At 66.3% G+C, this 15,640-nt stretch carries 14 protein-coding genes; 7 read left to right on the forward strand and 7 right to left on the reverse strand.

The genetic code is table 11. The features are described from left to right. Positions 1–38: 38 nt before the first annotated feature. Positions 39–1,814, reverse strand: a complete 1,776-nt coding sequence (locus KHN96_RS20175) for a GGDEF domain-containing protein (RefSeq protein WP_233902528.1) — start codon at positions 1,812–1,814, stop codon at positions 39–41. Positions 1,815–2,148: 334 nt separating this feature from the next. On the opposite strand from KHN96_RS20175, the gene KHN96_RS20180 reads away from it, so the two are divergent. Continuing rightward, positions 2,149–3,198, forward strand: coding sequence for an AI-2E family transporter (locus KHN96_RS20180; RefSeq protein ID WP_062739511.1), 1,050 nt, complete (start codon positions 2,149–2,151; stop codon positions 3,196–3,198). A gap of 37 nt (positions 3,199–3,235) precedes the next feature. Here the strand turns inward: KHN96_RS20180 and KHN96_RS20185 are convergent, their stop codons facing one another. From KHN96_RS20185 to KHN96_RS20195, 3 genes are all read right to left on the reverse strand, one after another. Beyond that, on the reverse strand, positions 3,236–3,484 hold the full coding sequence (locus KHN96_RS20185) for a hypothetical protein (protein WP_062739512.1): 249 nt from the start codon (positions 3,482–3,484) through the stop codon (positions 3,236–3,238). A gap of 90 nt (positions 3,485–3,574) precedes the next feature. Next, positions 3,575–4,000, reverse strand: coding sequence for an Hsp20/alpha crystallin family protein (locus KHN96_RS20190; protein WP_045787791.1), 426 nt, complete (start codon positions 3,998–4,000; stop codon positions 3,575–3,577). A gap of 23 nt (positions 4,001–4,023) precedes the next feature. Continuing rightward, on the reverse strand, positions 4,024–4,464 hold the full coding sequence (locus KHN96_RS20195) for an Hsp20/alpha crystallin family protein (RefSeq protein ID WP_045786106.1): 441 nt from the start codon (positions 4,462–4,464) through the stop codon (positions 4,024–4,026). A 190-nt stretch (positions 4,465–4,654) separates the two neighbouring features. Between KHN96_RS20195 and KHN96_RS20200 the strand changes: the two genes are divergently transcribed. From KHN96_RS20200 to groL (KHN96_RS20210), 3 genes are all read left to right on the forward strand, one after another. Next, the gene (locus tag KHN96_RS20200; protein ID WP_062739513.1) at positions 4,655–5,281 is read left to right on the forward strand and encodes a hypothetical protein; all 627 of its coding nucleotides are present in this window, start codon (positions 4,655–4,657) and stop codon (positions 5,279–5,281) included. Between the two features lie 174 nt (positions 5,282–5,455). After that, on the forward strand, positions 5,456–5,773 hold the full coding sequence (locus KHN96_RS20205; RefSeq protein WP_062739514.1) for a co-chaperone GroES: 318 nt from the start codon (positions 5,456–5,458) through the stop codon (positions 5,771–5,773). A gap of 84 nt (positions 5,774–5,857) precedes the next feature. Then, positions 5,858–7,480 (forward strand): chaperonin GroEL, encoded by a 1,623-nt coding sequence (gene groL, locus KHN96_RS20210; RefSeq protein WP_045786109.1) that lies wholly within the window; start codon positions 5,858–5,860, stop codon positions 7,478–7,480. Between the two features lie 127 nt (positions 7,481–7,607). Here groL (KHN96_RS20210) and KHN96_RS20215 read toward each other — a convergent pair whose 3' ends face one another. From KHN96_RS20215 to KHN96_RS20225, 3 genes are read right to left on the reverse strand one after another with little or no spacing between them, the layout of a single operon-like run. After that, a complete protein-coding gene (locus KHN96_RS20215; RefSeq protein WP_147282526.1) occupies positions 7,608–8,456 on the reverse strand; it encodes a c-type cytochrome in 849 nt (282 codons plus the stop codon). Then, on the reverse strand, positions 8,453–10,222 hold the full coding sequence (locus KHN96_RS20220) for a GMC family oxidoreductase (protein WP_062739516.1): 1,770 nt from the start codon (positions 10,220–10,222) through the stop codon (positions 8,453–8,455). Before KHN96_RS20220 ends, KHN96_RS20215 begins: the two co-directional genes overlap by 4 nt. Continuing rightward, positions 10,219–11,067: a gluconate 2-dehydrogenase subunit 3 family protein gene (locus KHN96_RS20225; protein WP_082063015.1), complete on the reverse strand. Its 849-nt coding sequence runs from the start codon at positions 11,065–11,067 to the stop codon at positions 10,219–10,221. Before KHN96_RS20225 ends, KHN96_RS20220 begins: the two co-directional genes overlap by 4 nt. A gap of 1,243 nt (positions 11,068–12,310) precedes the next feature. Here KHN96_RS20225 and groES point away from each other — a divergent pair. From groES to KHN96_RS20240, 3 genes are all read left to right on the forward strand, one after another. Then, positions 12,311–12,601 (forward strand): co-chaperone GroES, encoded by a 291-nt coding sequence (gene groES, locus KHN96_RS20230; RefSeq protein WP_045786112.1) that lies wholly within the window; start codon positions 12,311–12,313, stop codon positions 12,599–12,601. A gap of 92 nt (positions 12,602–12,693) precedes the next feature. Beyond that, positions 12,694–14,337: a chaperonin GroEL gene (gene groL / locus KHN96_RS20235; RefSeq protein ID WP_045786113.1), complete on the forward strand. Its 1,644-nt coding sequence runs from the start codon at positions 12,694–12,696 to the stop codon at positions 14,335–14,337. Positions 14,338–14,547: 210 nt separating this feature from the next. Then, a complete protein-coding gene (locus tag KHN96_RS20240) occupies positions 14,548–15,624 on the forward strand; it encodes a YjgN family protein (RefSeq protein ID WP_045786114.1) in 1,077 nt (358 codons plus the stop codon). Positions 15,625–15,640 lie beyond the last annotated feature (16 nt).

Consider the following 15,640-nt stretch of genomic DNA (forward strand, 5'->3'; position numbering starts at 1 on the left):
CGCTGCTGATGCGGGCGCCCGGCCTTGTGCTTTGCAGGCTATTGCGCAGCGGTCGACAGGTCCGGTGAAGCAGGCGGCGCGTCGGTCATCACGCAATTGCGCCCGGCCAGCTTGGCGGCATAGAGCAAGCGGTCGGCGCGCCGCAGCAGCAACTCGGGCGAGGGCCGGTCGGCGGTAGGCACCACTGCCACGCCAAAGCTGGCCGTCATCCGGCAAGGCGGCTGCGCGCCCGTCGGCACCCTGACGTCGGCAATGCGGCGGCGCAGGCGTTCGGCCACGTCGCGCGCCTGCGCCACGCTGTCTGCCCACACCATCACCGCGAACTCCTCGCCGCCGATGCGCGCCACCACGTCGGCCGAAGGCCCATCGGTGCGGCACAGCCCGGCAACGGTACGCAGGGCCTCGTCGCCCACGCCGTGGCCGTAGGTGTCGTTGATCTGCTTGAAGTGATCGACATCGAACATGATGAGCGCCACCAGCCTTCCCTTCGGTTGCGGCGATGTGCACATCGCCTGGGCGCGGTCTTCGAAGGCGCGACGGTTCAGCAGTTTGGTGAGCGGGTCGGTTTCGGCCATGCGCGCCAGTTCCTCCATGAGGTGCGCACGCTCGATCTCCAGGCGGCGGCGCTCGATGCTGTAGACGCGCAGTATGCGAATCGCCTCGAACATCGCGCGGATCTCGCGCCGTGCGTAGCCGGTCGGGATGTGCACCCCGAGGTTGCCGCGCGCGATGGCGTCGATCAACTGCGTGGCCCGTACGAACGGCGCCACCACATCGCGGCGGAACGACACTGTCATCCACGCCAGCGCCCCCAGCGCCGAGAGTACCGCCGCTGCCGAGCCGATCAGCACGAGCAGCATGGCGCGCCGGTGCTTGCGGATCTCCTCTTCGGCCACGCGCAGCACGCTGTCGCGGAAATCCGTGATGGCGCGCATGGTCGGCACGTAATGCTCGGCGAACTCCGCCGTGGAGATGTCCGCGCCGCCGGGCCGGCTGGCCTGTTGGCGTACCGCATCGACATAACGCAGGCCCTCGACGAAGTACTGCGCATTCAGGGGGGTCGTGACGTGCTGCGTCAGGGCGAGCCGGCCGTTGGTGCGCGTGTCGATGAGGTGGCGCAATTGCTCGATGCGCCCGCGCGTCCGTTCGATGGCGAACTGCTCCTCCGGCGTCAGCGCGCGCCGCAGGGCCAGCGCGCCGGTAAAGCGGGAGCCGAGCTGGCCGGCGTATTCGCGCAGGTCGGCGGCAAGCCGCGCCAGCAGCAGGCAGTTGAGCGCGTCCGGGTCGCCACGCCCGACGGTGGCCGTCCGCAGGTTCACCACCGGAAACAGCTCGGGGATGACGGCGATCATGCGGTCAACGGCATCGGTCAGCGCGCTGCTTTCGCGGGCCCGCAACGGCAGGGCGATCAGGCGGTCGACGTTGGCGCGTGCTGCCGCGAGGCTGGCGCGGGCGCCTCGCGCGGCGTCGGTGTCGGCGTCGCACAGGCGGCAGTGTTCGGGGCGCAGCACGTCGAGCAATTGCGCCAGATGCGCATCGCTCGTGGCGCGGGCACGCAGCAGGGCGGCCTGGCGCTCGGCCGGTATCGGCAGGTCTTCGCCGAGCACGCCGTTGGTCGGGCCCCGCTCGGCCGAGATCTTCTCCATGGTCAGCAGCACCACGCGCAGCGCCTCAAGGCTGTGCGCGGCGGCGTCCGCGCGACCGTAGGCGAGCCACGCATAGCCCAGCAGCCAGCATGACAACGACAGCACTGGAACGAGGACGATGGCGACCGCCGTGCCAAAGCGCCTGTCCATCGACATTTCAGAAGACATGACCGAAAGCATGGGCGTCCGGACGGGCACTTCGGAAGGCGGTGCCGCACAGGCCACACTCCGCGCGACCGGCAAGACGCAGGCATCGTGATGGGCGCATTGAAACGCGCCCGGGCCCCCAGAGTGCAAACAAATGAAAATCGACTGTGGCGGAAATGTAAGCGCCCCCACGGCAGGTGGGTTGACTGCATGCGCGGCCTTTTCTGGCGCGTGCGCGTGTCTGCCGGGTCCAGTACTGCCGCGGCAGCTATGACAACGGTGCCTGAGCGGGCATACTCGGTCCTGAACCTCCGCCGAGCGCGGCCTTGCCCCGATACACCCACGTCGAACGATCATGGATAGCGGACACGACCGACAGAAATTCTTCTACCTGCTGCTGTTTGCCGTCACTGCCGGCCTGTGCTGGATTCTTTCGCCGTTCTTCGGCGCGGTGTTCTGGGGCGTGATCCTCGCGATCCTGTTCCAGCCGGTGCAGCGCTGGCTGGTGCTGCGTCTTGACAAGCGCCACAACCTCGCCGCGCTGGCTACGCTGGTACTCATCATCCTCATGGTGATCCTGCCCGTCATCTTCGTGGCGGCCACCATCGTGCAGGAGATCACGGTCGGGTATCAGCAGTTGCAGACCGCGCAGCCCAATTACTCGCGGTACCTGCAGCAGTTCATCCAGGCGCTGCCGACGGGGCTTCAGAACCTGCTCGCCAAGGCGGGCCTGACCAACATCCCGGGCATCCAGAAGAAACTTGCCGATGGCGCGGCGCAGATCAGCCAGTTTGCCGCGGCACAGGCGCTCAGCATCGGGCAGAACACGTTCCAGTTCGTCATCGGCTTTGGCGTGATGCTTTACATGGTGTTCTTCCTGGTGCGCGACGGCCCGGCGATCGGCCGCCACGTGCGCCGCGCGCTGCCGATGGACGAAGAGCACAAGCGCCTGCTGCTGACCAAGTTCACGACGGTCGTGCGCGCCACGGTCAAGGGCAACATCGTGGTGGCGCTGGTGCAGGGCCTGCTGGGCGGCTTCATCTTCGCGGTGCTCGGCATCGAGGGGGTCGTGCTGTGGGGCGCGCTGATGGCCTTCCTGTCATTGCTGCCCGCCATCGGGGCGAGCATCGTCTGGGTGCCGGTCGCGGTCTATTTTCTGATGACCGGCGCGGTCTGGAAGGGCGTGGTGCTGATCGCGTTCTGCGGCGGGGTGATCGGCCTGGTCGACAACCTGCTGCGGCCGCTGCTGGTAGGCAAGGACACCAAGATGCCCGACTGGGTCGTGTTGATCTCGACGCTCGGCGGGATGGAACTGTTCGGCATCACCGGTTTCGTCATCGGCCCGCTCGTGGCCGCGCTGTTCATGGCCAGCTGGGACATCTTCGTGCGAGCGCAGGGCGAGTGACGCCGGCCGCGCGGGGGTGGCACGGCCGGCGCGGCGCTCAGTTGATGCGCTCGGGGCTGGGCGTCTCGCGCAGGATCCTGCGCCTGCGTCGCTCGTCCGGGTTCAGCGCTTCCAGGAACGATTGCCCCCTGTCCGTCAGCTGCGCGCGGCGATGGCCCTCTGCGGACTTCTCGAGCATGACCAGCTGCCGCTCGAGCAGCGTATCGAGCTCCGCGCGGTTCATGTCGACCTGCTCGGGCGACTGGCTGACGAGCATCAAGGTGGCGAATTCGTGTGGACTCAGCATCTCTGTCTCCTAGCAACAATCCAACCGTAACCAGGGGGCACGGTGCCAATGCGCGTGTGAACGCGAAACGGTGCAGCAGCTGCTGCGCGGTCAGCCGGCGCTCACCTCGATCCGCCGCGGCTTGGCTTCGTCGCGGCGCGGGATCGTCAGCTTGAGCACGCCATCGCGCAGTTGCGCGTCGATGCGCGATGCATCGAAGTCGGGGCTCAGCACGAACGTGCGCGCGAAGTGCGGGTGCCGGACTTCGCCGTGGTGCAGCCGCAGGCCGGCTGGTGTGGGCACGACGAGATCGGCTTCGATGGTCAGTGTGCCGTCCTGCACCCGCACGTCCAGCTTGTCGCGTGCCACGCCAGGCAGGTCGGCGTACAGCGTGATGCCGTGGCGGTTCTCGAAGATGTCGACAGGCGGCGCCATGTGCGTCTGCCGCGCTGCAGGCGGTTCACGATCGTGATCGTGCCGGGCCACGGCGCTGTTGCCGGCTTGCGCGTGCGTGGCCAATTGGGTGGTATCGCTCATGATGTCCTCCAACATGCCGGTGTTCATTGCACGGTGATCGAACGCGGCTTCGACGCCTCCGATTTGCCGACGCTGATGGTCAGGCATCCGTTGACGTAGCGCGCGCTGACCTTGTCCGGGTCCACGTCCTGTGGCAGCTCGATCACGCGGCGGAAGGCGCCGGCGAAGCGCTCGTCGGCGTAGACGCGCGTCTCATCCGACGAATCCATGTCGGGGCGCTTGCGCTCGCCGCTGATGGTGAGCAGCCCCTTGTCGATCGACACGTCGATCTGTGCGGGGTCGAGCCCCGGCGCGAACGCGACGATCTCGACCGACTCGTCGGTGCTGCCGATGTTGATGGGAGGAAACGCGCCGATGCGCGTGGCGCGCAGGCTCGCGGGGAACCCCGCGAAAAGGGTGGCCATCTGACGTTGCAGGCGATCGATTTCGCCCAGCAGGTCGGTGCCGAAAAACATGTCGCTCATGATGGGCTCCTTACGGGCCGCACGGAAGCTGAACCGGACTACGCGCTCCAGTTCGTCCGTCCGCGAGCAGGCCCACTGACAAACAAATCGAAACACGCAGCGCGTGAACCGCGACTGCCTGAGCAACACCTAAAATAGGGCGGCAAGCCCGGTTTTCAAGAGGCCGTTGGACACGTCATTGGGAGGCTTCATGGAGCTTTTCGACGCAGTGCACGAACAGATGGAAGCGGTCGGTCTGCCGCTCGTGGCGGTGACGGTGACGGCGGTGCGGCGGGTGAACACGCCGCTCGTGGCGATCCTGCATTGGCACGGGTTCCGGCGCGCCAGTCCGCTCGTGTTGCCGGGGGTCGACATTCCACCGCGCCCAGTGCCCGGCTCGGCCCTCCAGCTGGGACAGCCGTGGCATCGCTTTGAAGCTGTGGATGAGGCGCTGCTCGACGCGGCGTGGCAACTCGGCGCGTGGGATCTGGAGCGCGTGGAGCAGCGCGGCTGCAACGTGGTCGGCGCCTCCGCCCGCGAAGCGCTCGCGTGCCGGCAGGCGTTCGGCGATTACCCCGACAGCGCACCGGATGAAGCGCTTGTCGACGGCGCGCCCGACCGCGGCGAGCTGATGCAGATGGCCGCAGACGCCGGCTACGTGCGCTGGCTGTTCCGTCCCGTCAAGGGCGGCCTGTGGCGCGCGCTGGACGAGCCCGACGACACGCTGGAGTCCGATGGCGGACGGCGCCCGCCGTGTCCCGTCATCCCCGAGCCGCGCGGGGGCCGCGGCCGCAAGGTCTACCGCCTGGGCGAGGTGCGGCGCATCCTGCTTCTTTGAAACATATTGTTACAAATTCGCGAATTTGCCGCCCCTTGAAGGCGGCGCGGAGCGCCTCTATTTCGCAATCCGCCAAGTTCTGGCACGGCTTGCGCGCCCCTCGGCCATCCCGGTCCGGCAGCGGTGCGGAGCCGGATTCCTTTTTGGTGATCTGTTATCGCTCAGGAGATGGAAATGAAGATTCGTCCCCTTTACGACCGGGTTATCGTCAAGCGAATCGAGCAGCAGCGGACGACGGCCTCGGGCATCGTGATCCCGGACTCGGCCGCCGAGAAGCCCGAGCAGGGTGAAGTCATCGCGGTCGGTACCGGCCGCCTGCTGCAGGACGGCATGCAGCGTGCACTGCAGCTGAAGGTCGGCGATCAAGTCATCTTCGGCAAGTACGCCGGCCAGACCGTCAAGGTTGACGGCGAGGAGCTGCTCGTCATGCGCGAAGAAGACGTCATGGGCGTGGTGGAAGCCGACGCCGAGGCAGCGCGCAAGGCTGCCTGAAGCCGCTTACCGGTCGCGGATCCCGCACACTGACCCGCCGTTCCGCGACGCGTTGAGTCAACGACTTACCCCGGAGCAACGAACATGAGTGCAAAAGACGTCAAATTCCACGACAGCGCGCGCGCCCGCATCGTCAAGGGCGTGAACGTGCTTGCCGATGCCGTGAAGGTGACGCTCGGGCCCAAGGGCCGCAACGTCGTCATCGAGCGCAGCTTCGGCGCCCCGACCATCACCAAGGACGGCGTGTCCGTCGCCAAGGAAATCGAACTGAAGGATCGCTTCGAGAACATGGGCGCGCAGATGGTCAAGCAGGTCGCCTCCAAGACCGCCGACATTGCCGGTGACGGCACCACGACCGCCACCGTGCTCGCCCAGGCCATCGTGCAGGAAGGCATGAAGCATGTGGCCGCCGGCATGAACCCGATGGATCTCAAGCGCGGCATCGACAAGGCGGTGAGTGCCGTGCTCGACGAGCTGCGCAACCTGTCCAAGCCGATTTCGACCAACCGCGAGATCGCGCAGGTCGGTGCCATCTCGGCCAACTCGGATGAAGCCATCGGCAAGATCATCGCCGACGCCATGGAGAAGGTCGGCAAGGAAGGCGTGATCACGGTGGAGGACGGCAAGTCGCTCGAGAACGAGCTGGACGTGGTCGAGGGCATGCAGTTCGACCGCGGCTACGTGAGCCCGTACTTCATCAACGATCCCGAGAAGCAGGCGGCGTATCTGGACGACGCGCTGATCCTGCTGCACGACAAGAAGATCTCCAACATCCGCGACCTGCTGCCCATCCTGGAAGCGGCATCGAAGGCTGGCAAGCCGCTGCTGATCGTTGCTGAAGACGTGGAAAGCGAAGCGCTGGCCACGCTGGTGGTCAACGCGATGCGCGGCATCCTCAAGGTGGCGGCGGTCAAGGCGCCCGGCTTTGGCGATCGCCGCAAGGCCATGCTCGAAGACATCGCCATCCTCACCGGCGCCACGGTCATCTCGGAGGAAACCGGCAAGCAGCTGCAGAAGGCCACGCTCGAAGACCTGGGTCGCGCCAAGCGCGTGGAGGTGCGCAAGGACGACACGATCATCATCGACGGGGCGGGCGACCAGGCACGCATCGATGCACGCGTGAAGTCCATCCGCGTGCAGATCGACGAAGCCACGAGCGACTACGACCGCGAGAAGCTGCAGGAGCGCCTGGCCAAGCTGGCCGGCGGCGTGGCAGTGATCAAGGTTGGCGCAGCGACCGAAGTGGAAATGAAGGAGAAAAAGGACCGCGTGGACGATGCGCTGCACGCCACCCGCGCGGCGGTGGAAGAGGGCATCGTTCCGGGCGGCGGCGTGGCGCTGCTGCGTGCACGCTCGGCGGTGGAAAACCTCAAGGGCGCCAACAGCGACCAGGACGCCGGTATCCGCATCGTGCGGCAGGCCCTGGAAGCACCGCTGCGCGCGATTGTCTCCAACGCGGGTGAAGAGCCGTCCGTGGTGATCGCCAAGGTGCTCGAAGGCAAGGGCAACTTCGGCTACAACGCCGCCACCGGCGAATATGGCGACCTCGTGGAAGCGGGCGTGGTCGATCCGACCAAGGTCACGCGCACGGCGCTGCAGAACGCGGCATCGGTTGCCGGCCTGATCCTCACCACCGACGCGACCATTGCCGAAGCGCCGAAGGAAGAGAAGCCCGCGGCTGCGCCGGCACCGGAGCTCGACTACTGACCTGAGCAGTTGTGCTGCCATCCACCGGTCGGCTCGCCGGCCGGTGCAACTGCACTTCGGCATCGCAGGCTGTTTGCCGCGGTGCCGTTTTTTTTTGCGCCGCCGAATACCGCACGCCCCTGTGGTCTTACCGCGCGTCGTGCGTGCCTTGTACGTTCTGCCCCTTCGCAGCGGGCGCCGCCGCACCGGTGTAGAAACCATCGAGCGCGTTGATCTCCGCATCCGTCAGCCGATGCGCGAGGGCGCGCATGATCGCGCCGTCATCATTGGCCCGTGTGCCCGCGCGGAACGCATTGAGCTGCGCGGCCACCATGCCCTTCGGATGCCCCGTGAGCGGCGGTAGGACCGGACCGCCGCCACCGCCGGATGCGCCATGGCAGTCGGCGCATGCGGGCAACGCGCGCGCGTTCTCGCCGGCCCAATGCAGCGTTGCGGCCGGGCCGGATGTTGGCAGCGTCGCCCCGGCGGGCCGCGGCAACGCCGCGTAGTACCGTGCGACGGCCGCGATATCGCTGTCGGCAAGTTCGTTTGCCACGGGCTGCATGATGGAAGACTGCCGCGCGCCGCTGCGGTAGTCGAGCAATTGCTTGACGATGTACTCGGCCGGCAGGCCTTCCAGCGTGGGAAACGGCTGCGGGGCAGGCGAGTTCGACCCATGGCAGCTCGCGCACGCTGGCGGCACGGCACCGTTGCCCTGCGTGACCAGCAGCCGCCCTCGTGCGGCGTCATCGCGCGGCGCGCCGGCCAGCAGCGCGGACCACGCTGCGGGTTTCGGTACGAAATCCGTGGCGCGGCGCACGACCGGCGCCGGTGGTTGGCCCCTCTCTTGCGGGGCCTGCGGTTTGCGCGGCAACGGCATGCCGCGGTCTGACAGCACGGCATAAACGGCCACGCAAAGCGGCAGCGCAATGCCGAGCGAAGGCAGCAGCCACAGCGCGGTGGGCAATCGGCGCGATGGGGGCCGGCCGGCGCTCATACCAGCCCCTTTCCTGGCGACTTCAGATAGCGCGTGTTGATGGCCTCCGCAATCCAGTAGGCCATGGCGCCGACGGTGCCGGTCGGGTTGTAGTTGGAGTTCTGCGGGAAGAGGCTCGCCCCGGTGACGAACACGTTCGGCACGTCCCAGCATTGCCCGAAGCGATTCACGACGCTGGTGGCCGGATCGTCGCCGATGGCCGCGCCGCCGGTAAGGTGCGTGGACTGATAGCTCGTTGCCGTGTACGGGCGCTTGCGCGGGCCGGGCTCGGTGGCGACCACGCCGTGCATGGTCTTGCCGATGGCATTGCCGCGCTCGGTCAGGAAGGCCGACATGCGGATGTCGTTGTCGGGAAAATCGTAGGTGATGCGCAGCAGCGGCTGGCCCCAGGCGTCGCGGTACGTCGGGTCGAGGTCGAGGTAGCCGCCGCGCGTGGGCATGGCCGAGCCGGTGATGGTGATCGATGCGGAGTGGTTGTAATAGCGCTTGACGGCCCGCTTCCATGCGCTGCCCCATTGCGGTGTGCCGTGCGGCGTCGGGTGGTAGCCGATGGGCGCGCCGCTGACGACCTGGATCTGGATGTAGCCGCCACCGACGAAGCCGTGCGGCCCGTGGTCGAAGTTGTCGGCGCTGAAGTCGTCCATCGTCACGGCCGCCGCGCCGGCACCCATGAACGGGTTGAGCCAGGTCTTCTCGTCAAAGAACAGGTTCACGCCCGAGGTGGTCTGGTGCGTGTAGTTGCGGCCCACCACGCCTTGGCCGGTGGCAGGGTCGTACGGCCTGCCGATGCCCGACAGCAACAGCAGCCGCACGTTGTTGATGCTGAATGCGCACAGCACGACCATCTCCGCGGGCTGGAAGACCTCCTGCCCGGCGGCATCGACATACGTCACGCCCCGCGCGTGCCGGCGGGCCTGGTCGAGCTCCACCCTCAGCACATGCGCATTGGTGCGCAATTCGAACGTGTTGAGTTTGAGCGCCGCCGGCAGCACGCAGACCTGCGGCGACGCCTTCGCAAAATGCTCGCACCCGAAGTTCGAGCAGAAGCCGCAATACACACACGGGTTCATCGCCAGGCCTTCGGTGTTGACATACGCGCGCGTGCACAGCGCAGACGGCTGGATATACGGGTGATAGCCCAGCGCCGCCGCGGCCGTGCCGAACAGCGCCGACGCATACGGCACCTTCATTGGGGGGTTCGGATAGGGCCGCGAGCGCCACGGCTCGAACGGGTTGCCGCCGGGCTGCAGCTGGCCCTTCAGGTTGCCGGCAAATCCGGAGGCGCCGATCAGGTAATCGAAACGGTCGTAGTACGGTTCGAGCTCGTCGTAGGTGAGAGGCCAGTCCTGGGCGGTGAGGTCGGCGTCGAAGATGTGCTCGCCGTAACGCTGGCGGTAGTGGCTGCGCAGTTTGAGATCGGTCGGGTCGAACCGGTAGTACGCGCCGGACCAGTGGTTGCCCGCGCCGCCCAGATGCGTGGCCGGATATGCAAACTGCCAGCGGCGCATCGGCAGCGCCACCTGGTCGGTGCGGTTGCGGAAGGTGAAGGTTTCGGTGGCCGTGTCCTGGTGCAGCGCATGCCGGCGCGTGTACTTCAGTTCGTCATGGATGGCCGGTGCCTGGAAGTCCGGCGACGGCCAGCGCGGCTGCCCGCGTTCGAGCACAACCACGCGCGAGGCGCGGGCGGCCATCTCCTTGCCGATGATGGCGCCCGTCCACCCGCCACCGATGATGACGGCATCCACTGCTGGCAGCGTCTTGCTCATTCGCCACCCCCGTTGGCGGCCGGCTGGCTGCGGCATACCGCGTTGCCGGCGAGCGCAACGAAGGCCACGGGCTGCGCCTGCACCTGGGACTGCGGTGGCGGCATGGCATGCCCATGCGCCGTGGCGATCGGCACGGGCGGCCGCGTGTAGGGCACGTTGTGGCGCTCGATGTCGTTGGCAAAGCTGGCCATCGCACCCGGAAAGCCGACGAGCTTCCAGCCGACCATGTTGCGGTTGCCGCCGTAGACGGGGTCCGAGAAGAAACCTTCGATGGCGCCGTCAAGCAACGCCTGGAAGAACACCGCGCTCGGCACGGCGCCCAGGTCGAGCTTGCCGGCTTCGGCCTCGCGCAGCATGGCGTCCTGCGTGGCGACATCGAGCTGCGCGAAGCGCCGGCCGCCATAGCGGCTTGCACACACCCGGTCCAGCCCGGCAAGCCCGAGGCGATAGCATTCGGCCGGCGTGAGCGCCAGCTGGTAGCCCTGTTCCGGCGTGCCTTGCTGGAAGGGACCGTGTCGATAGAAATTGGCGCCCTGCCCGAACGTGCCCGCCAGTTGCCGGTCGAGAAACGTCGTCACGCCGGCTTCCTTGGCGCCGGGGCCGAGTTCATCCGCCGGAATCAGCCGCGCGACGATGGCATCGACTGCCGCACGCTCGTCGACGTTGAAGAAGAGACTCACGTGTTCCGCCGCATCGGAGCCTGGCGTGGATGCGGCGGACTGCCCAGGCGATGGCCTGGTTGTGGGCGGATGCTGCGCGTCGGCAAACACCGCCGTCGAGACCGGAAGCGTGATGCCCAGGGCCTTCAGCAAGCGGCGTCGAACCGGTTTGAAGTCGTCGTCCATGTCTGCGCTCCGTGTTGCGGGGTCTTTGCTTCCCGCACGCGCGGGGCCGCGCAGCGTTGCAGCAAGAAGCGTGACAACGCCGCGCGCGAGCGGCACGCCGGGCACGCGCACTGCTTGTGTGCCGGCACGACATGGAGGCCGACATGCGCACGATGCAGCCAACACGGAAGGCAGCCGCCTTGTGGCTCGCGCTCTTGTGCGGCGTGGACGCAGCATTCGCGCAGGTACCGCCGGCGCCGGGGGCCGCCACCGCGCCCCTTGCTGCGTCGGACGCACAGGCCACGCATGGCAAGCGCGGGCCGCGCACGCATCCAAAGGACGCTCGGCTGCCCACTGCGGCAGCGCCTTCCTCAACGGATGGCGCCGGCACCTCTGCAGGCTCGCGCGGCTCCGGTGGAAGCGACGGCCTGCCGGGTACCGGCGCTGCAGCCGGATCGGGCGGCTCGGCCGACATGCGCGGTGAGCCCGTGCGAAAGCCATGATGGGAAGACGACGTGGAGCCACGGTCCAGTCCGTTTCGCTACGCGAATCGCACCGTGAAAGACGCCCACGTCGGCGCTGCCGCACCAACGGCAGCCGGGCGTAGCAACCTGCACAGCAATCCTTAGAGAGACTGTCGCGCAAGCGACGGTCCGATTTCGTTCGCTTGTGGTCTTCATGGCGGGCCGGGCGGGGAGACCTTCGGGTCCGCCGGTCGTTCTCTAAGGGCCGGTTTGCTACCCGCGCCGCCAGGCCCGCCACCCCGTGTAGCAACCAGATGGGGAGCCAGCCTCCGATCCAACTTGGAGAGGCCGACATGCCATCTGTCAAAAGCGCGCACCGCCCCGTGTCGTACCCGTCTCCCCCGGCATCACCACCCAGCCCCCGCGCCCACGTCATCCGACACAGGCAGGCTCACCAAGAACCGCACCGACCTGAACGGCGCCATCGCGGCACAGGCGTATCTCCTTGGCGGCCTATCAGACGTACAGGCCGTTTATGTGGCTGTCCGCAATGGGTCGGAAGCGGCAGCCGGTCTTCGAGGGAAGGGGGCGCGGACGGGGGAGAGTTCAAGGTTGAGTGAATCTCGACAAACACCCCGGGCAATCCCCGTTCTTGAAATCGTCATACCCCATCCCTATAATTAGCACTCGCCGGGCAGGAGTGCTAACAACGGGCTCCGGCCCCCGATGCTTTCCCGATGCGCCGCGCTTGTGCGGCGCGTTTTTGTGAATAAACACTCACTTTGCATTGAGGAGTTTGTATGAACCTGCGTCCTTTGCATGATCGCGTGATCGTGAAGCGCCTGGACAACGAGACGAAGACCGCTTCCGGCATCGTCATCCCCGACGCCGCCGCAGAAAAGCCGGATCAAGGCGAAGTGCTGGCCGTCGGCCCGGGCAAGAAAGACGACAAGGGCAATGCGATCGCGCTGGATGTGAAGGTCGGCGACCGCGTGCTGTTCGGCAAGTACGCCGGCCAGACCGTCAAGGTGGATGGCCAGGAAGTGCTGGTCATGCGTGAAGAAGACATCATGGCCGTGGTGGCAAAGTAAGCGTGCGCTCGGTCGCAACGGCTTACCAGTAAACGGTTTTCCTTGCTCGCACAACGGTGCGGGCAACACCCAAGATTTCGGAGATTCTCAAGATGGCAGCTAAAGACGTAGTGTTCGGCGATGCCGCACGTGCCAAGATGGTCGAAGGCGTGAACATTCTCGCCAACGCCGTGAAGGTGACCCTGGGCCCGAAGGGCCGCAACGTGGTGCTGGAGCGCAGCTTCGGTGGCCCGACCGTGACCAAGGACGGTGTGTCGGTCGCCAAGGAAATCGAGCTGAAGGACAAGCTGCAGAACATGGGCGCGCAAATGGTCAAGGAAGTCGCTTCCAAGACCAGCGACAACGCCGGTGACGGCACCACCACCGCAACGGTGCTGGCCCAGTCGATCGTGCGCGAAGGCATGAAGTACGTTGCCGCCGGCATGAACCCGATGGACCTGAAGCGCGGCATCGACAAGGCCGTGGCAGCCGCCGTCGAAGAGCTGAAGAAGATCAGCAAGCCGACGACGACCAGCAAGGAAATCGCCCAGGTTGGTGCCATCTCGGCTAACAGCGACGAATCCATCGGCCAGCGCATCGCTGAAGCCATGGACAAGGTCGGCAAGGAAGGCGTGATCACCGTGGAAGACGGCAAGTCGCTGGCCGACGAGCTGGACGTCGTGGAAGGCATGCAGTTCGACCGCGGCTACCTGTCGCCGTACTTCATCAACAACCCGGAAAAGCAGGTTGTCCAGCTGGACAACCCGTTCGTGCTGCTGTTCGACAAGAAGATCAGCAACATCCGCGACCTGCTGCCGGTGCTCGAGCAAGTGGCCAAGGCCGGCCGTCCGCTGCTGATCATCGCTGAAGACGTCGAAGGCGAAGCCCTGGCAACGCTGGTGGTGAACAACATCCGTGGCATCCTGAAGACCGCTGCCGTCAAGGCTCCGGGCTTCGGCGACCGCCGCAAGGCCATGCTGGAAGACATCGCCATCCTGACGGGCGGCCAGGTCATCGCTGAAGAAGTCGGCCTGACGCTGGAAAAGGCAACCCTGAACGACCTGGGCCAAGCCAAGCGCGTCGAAATCGGCAAGGAAAACACCACGATCATCGACGGTGCCGGCGATGCCAAGAACATCGAAGCGCGCGTCAAGCAAGTGCGTGCCCAGATCGAAGAGGCGACCTCGGACTACGACCGTGAGAAGCTGCAAGAGCGCGTGGCCAAGCTGGCTGGCGGTGTTGCCGTGATCAAGGTTGGCGCTGCCACCGAAGTCGAAATGAAGGAAAAGAAGGCCCGCGTGGAAGACGCGCTGCACGCTACGCGCGCTGCCGTGGAAGAAGGCATCGTGGCTGGCGGCGGTGTTGCGCTGCTGCGTGCCCGCGCTGCCATCTCGAACCTGCAAGGCGACAACGCTGACCAGAACGCCGGCATCAAGATCGTGCTGCGCGCGATGGAAGAGCCGCTGCGCCAGATCGTCACCAACGCTGGCGAAGAAGCGTCGGTCGTGGTGGCGAAGGTCATCGAAGGCAAGGGCAACTACGGCTACAACGCCGCCACCGGCGAGTACGGCGACCTGGTCGAAATGGGCGTGCTGGACCCGACCAAGGTGACCCGCACCGCGCTGCAGAACGCCGCTTCGGTTGCATCGCTGATGCTGACGACGGACTGCGCCGTGTCCGAACTGCCGAAGGACGATGCAGCTCCGGCAATGCCGGGTGGCATGGGTGGCATGGGCGGCATGGACGGCATGATGTAATTTGCCTGTCCGGCAGACCGGCCCGACCGCTGGATCTTCCGGTGGTCGTTCCAGACAAGAACCCCGTGGGTGCGAGCCCGCGGGGTTTTTTGTTGCCCGCGCGCCGGCGCTTTGTTAAGGCGCTGTTAACGGTGCCGGGCGGCCGGTTCGCTACAATCGGCCCACCCGTGGCCAAGCGGGACATCACAACAACTCAGGGAAGGGAACAAGATGAACGACATCGCCAGCGAGTCCGTCCTGGGCAGCGCGCCCGCTCCGGCAGTCCCGCGGCCGCTGCGCCTGCGCTTTATCGGCAGCGGTTCGGAATACTTCCGCATCTGGATCGTCAACCTGCTGCTGACCATCGTCACGCTGGGCATCTACTCGGCCTGGGCCAAGGTACGCACGCTGCAGTATTTCTATCGCAACACGCAACTGGCAGGGTCGAGCTTTGATTACCACGGCAGCCCGATCGCCATTCTCAAGGGCCGGGCGATCATCTTCGTGCTGGCGTTGGCGTTCAATGTGCTGAGCCATTCGTCGCCGGTGCTGGGCTTGGTGTTCCTCGTCTTGCTGGCGGCGGTGTTCCCGTGGCTGCTGGTGCGCTCGCTGCGGTTCCGCATGGCCAACTCCAGCTATCGCGGCCTGCGCTTTGCCTTTGCGGGCAAGGATGCCGAGGGCTACATGGTATTCCTGGTGTGGCCGATCCTGAGTGTGTTCTCGCTGTATCTGCTGGCGCCGCTGGCGCATCAGCGCTTCAAGCGCTATCAGCACAAGAACACGCGCTTCGGCACCACGCCGTTTGATTTTTCCGGCACGCCGGGCAACTTCTACGGCGTGTACCTGCGCACGTTCGGCCTGGCGGTGCTCGCACTTGTGGTGGCATTTGGCGTCCTGCTGCTGCTGGGTGTCTCGGTCGGCAAGGGGCATGGCAGCGCCGGCCGTATCCTCGCCATCGGGCTGACGGTCGTGCTGACCTACGCGGCGATGCTGTTTCTCACCCCGTACTTCATGTCGCGCCTGCAGAACGTGGTGTGGAACCACACGACGCTCGGTGCGCACCGTTTCCAGAGCCAGGTGGGCGCAGCGAAGCTGTTCTGGATTTTCATCTCGAACGCCGTGCTGACCGTGATCACCGTCGGGCTGTTCACGCCGTTTGCACGCGTACGCACGCTGCGCTACAAGCTCGATTCGGTGACGATGCTGGCGGCCGGTTCGCTCGATACCTTTGTCGCCGGCGAGACCGCCAAGGTCGGCGCGCTGGGCGACGCCGCCGTGGATTGGTACGACATCGACATCGCCCTGTAACCGCGCAAGGCCCCGC

Source organism: Ralstonia mannitolilytica, assembly GCF_905397375.1.
Lineage (GTDB): Bacteria > Pseudomonadota > Gammaproteobacteria > Burkholderiales > Burkholderiaceae > Ralstonia > Ralstonia mannitolilytica.

Coding starts and splice junctions, on each gene's coding strand:
- KHN96_RS20175 (WP_233902528.1), bottom strand. CDS start 1,814: ATGTCTTCTGAAATGTCGATGGACAGGCGCTTTGGCACGGCGGTCGCC.
- KHN96_RS20180 (WP_062739511.1), top strand. CDS start 2,149: ATGGATAGCGGACACGACCGACAGAAATTCTTCTACCTGCTGCTGTTT.
- KHN96_RS20185 (WP_062739512.1), bottom strand. CDS start 3,484: ATGCTGAGTCCACACGAATTCGCCACCTTGATGCTCGTCAGCCAGTCG.
- KHN96_RS20190 (WP_045787791.1), bottom strand. CDS start 4,000: ATGAGCGATACCACCCAATTGGCCACGCACGCGCAAGCCGGCAACAGC.
- KHN96_RS20195 (WP_045786106.1), bottom strand. CDS start 4,464: ATGAGCGACATGTTTTTCGGCACCGACCTGCTGGGCGAAATCGATCGC.
- KHN96_RS20200 (WP_062739513.1), top strand. CDS start 4,655: ATGGAGCTTTTCGACGCAGTGCACGAACAGATGGAAGCGGTCGGTCTG.
- KHN96_RS20205 (WP_062739514.1), top strand. CDS start 5,456: ATGAAGATTCGTCCCCTTTACGACCGGGTTATCGTCAAGCGAATCGAG.
- groL (WP_045786109.1), top strand. CDS start 5,858: ATGAGTGCAAAAGACGTCAAATTCCACGACAGCGCGCGCGCCCGCATC.
- KHN96_RS20215 (WP_147282526.1), bottom strand. CDS start 8,456: ATGAGCGCCGGCCGGCCCCCATCGCGCCGATTGCCCACCGCGCTGTGG.
- KHN96_RS20220 (WP_062739516.1), bottom strand. CDS start 10,222: ATGAGCAAGACGCTGCCAGCAGTGGATGCCGTCATCATCGGTGGCGGG.
- KHN96_RS20225 (WP_082063015.1), bottom strand. CDS start 11,067: ATGGACGACGACTTCAAACCGGTTCGACGCCGCTTGCTGAAGGCCCTG.
- groES (WP_045786112.1), top strand. CDS start 12,311: ATGAACCTGCGTCCTTTGCATGATCGCGTGATCGTGAAGCGCCTGGAC.
- groL (WP_045786113.1), top strand. CDS start 12,694: ATGGCAGCTAAAGACGTAGTGTTCGGCGATGCCGCACGTGCCAAGATG.
- KHN96_RS20240 (WP_045786114.1), top strand. CDS start 14,548: ATGAACGACATCGCCAGCGAGTCCGTCCTGGGCAGCGCGCCCGCTCCG.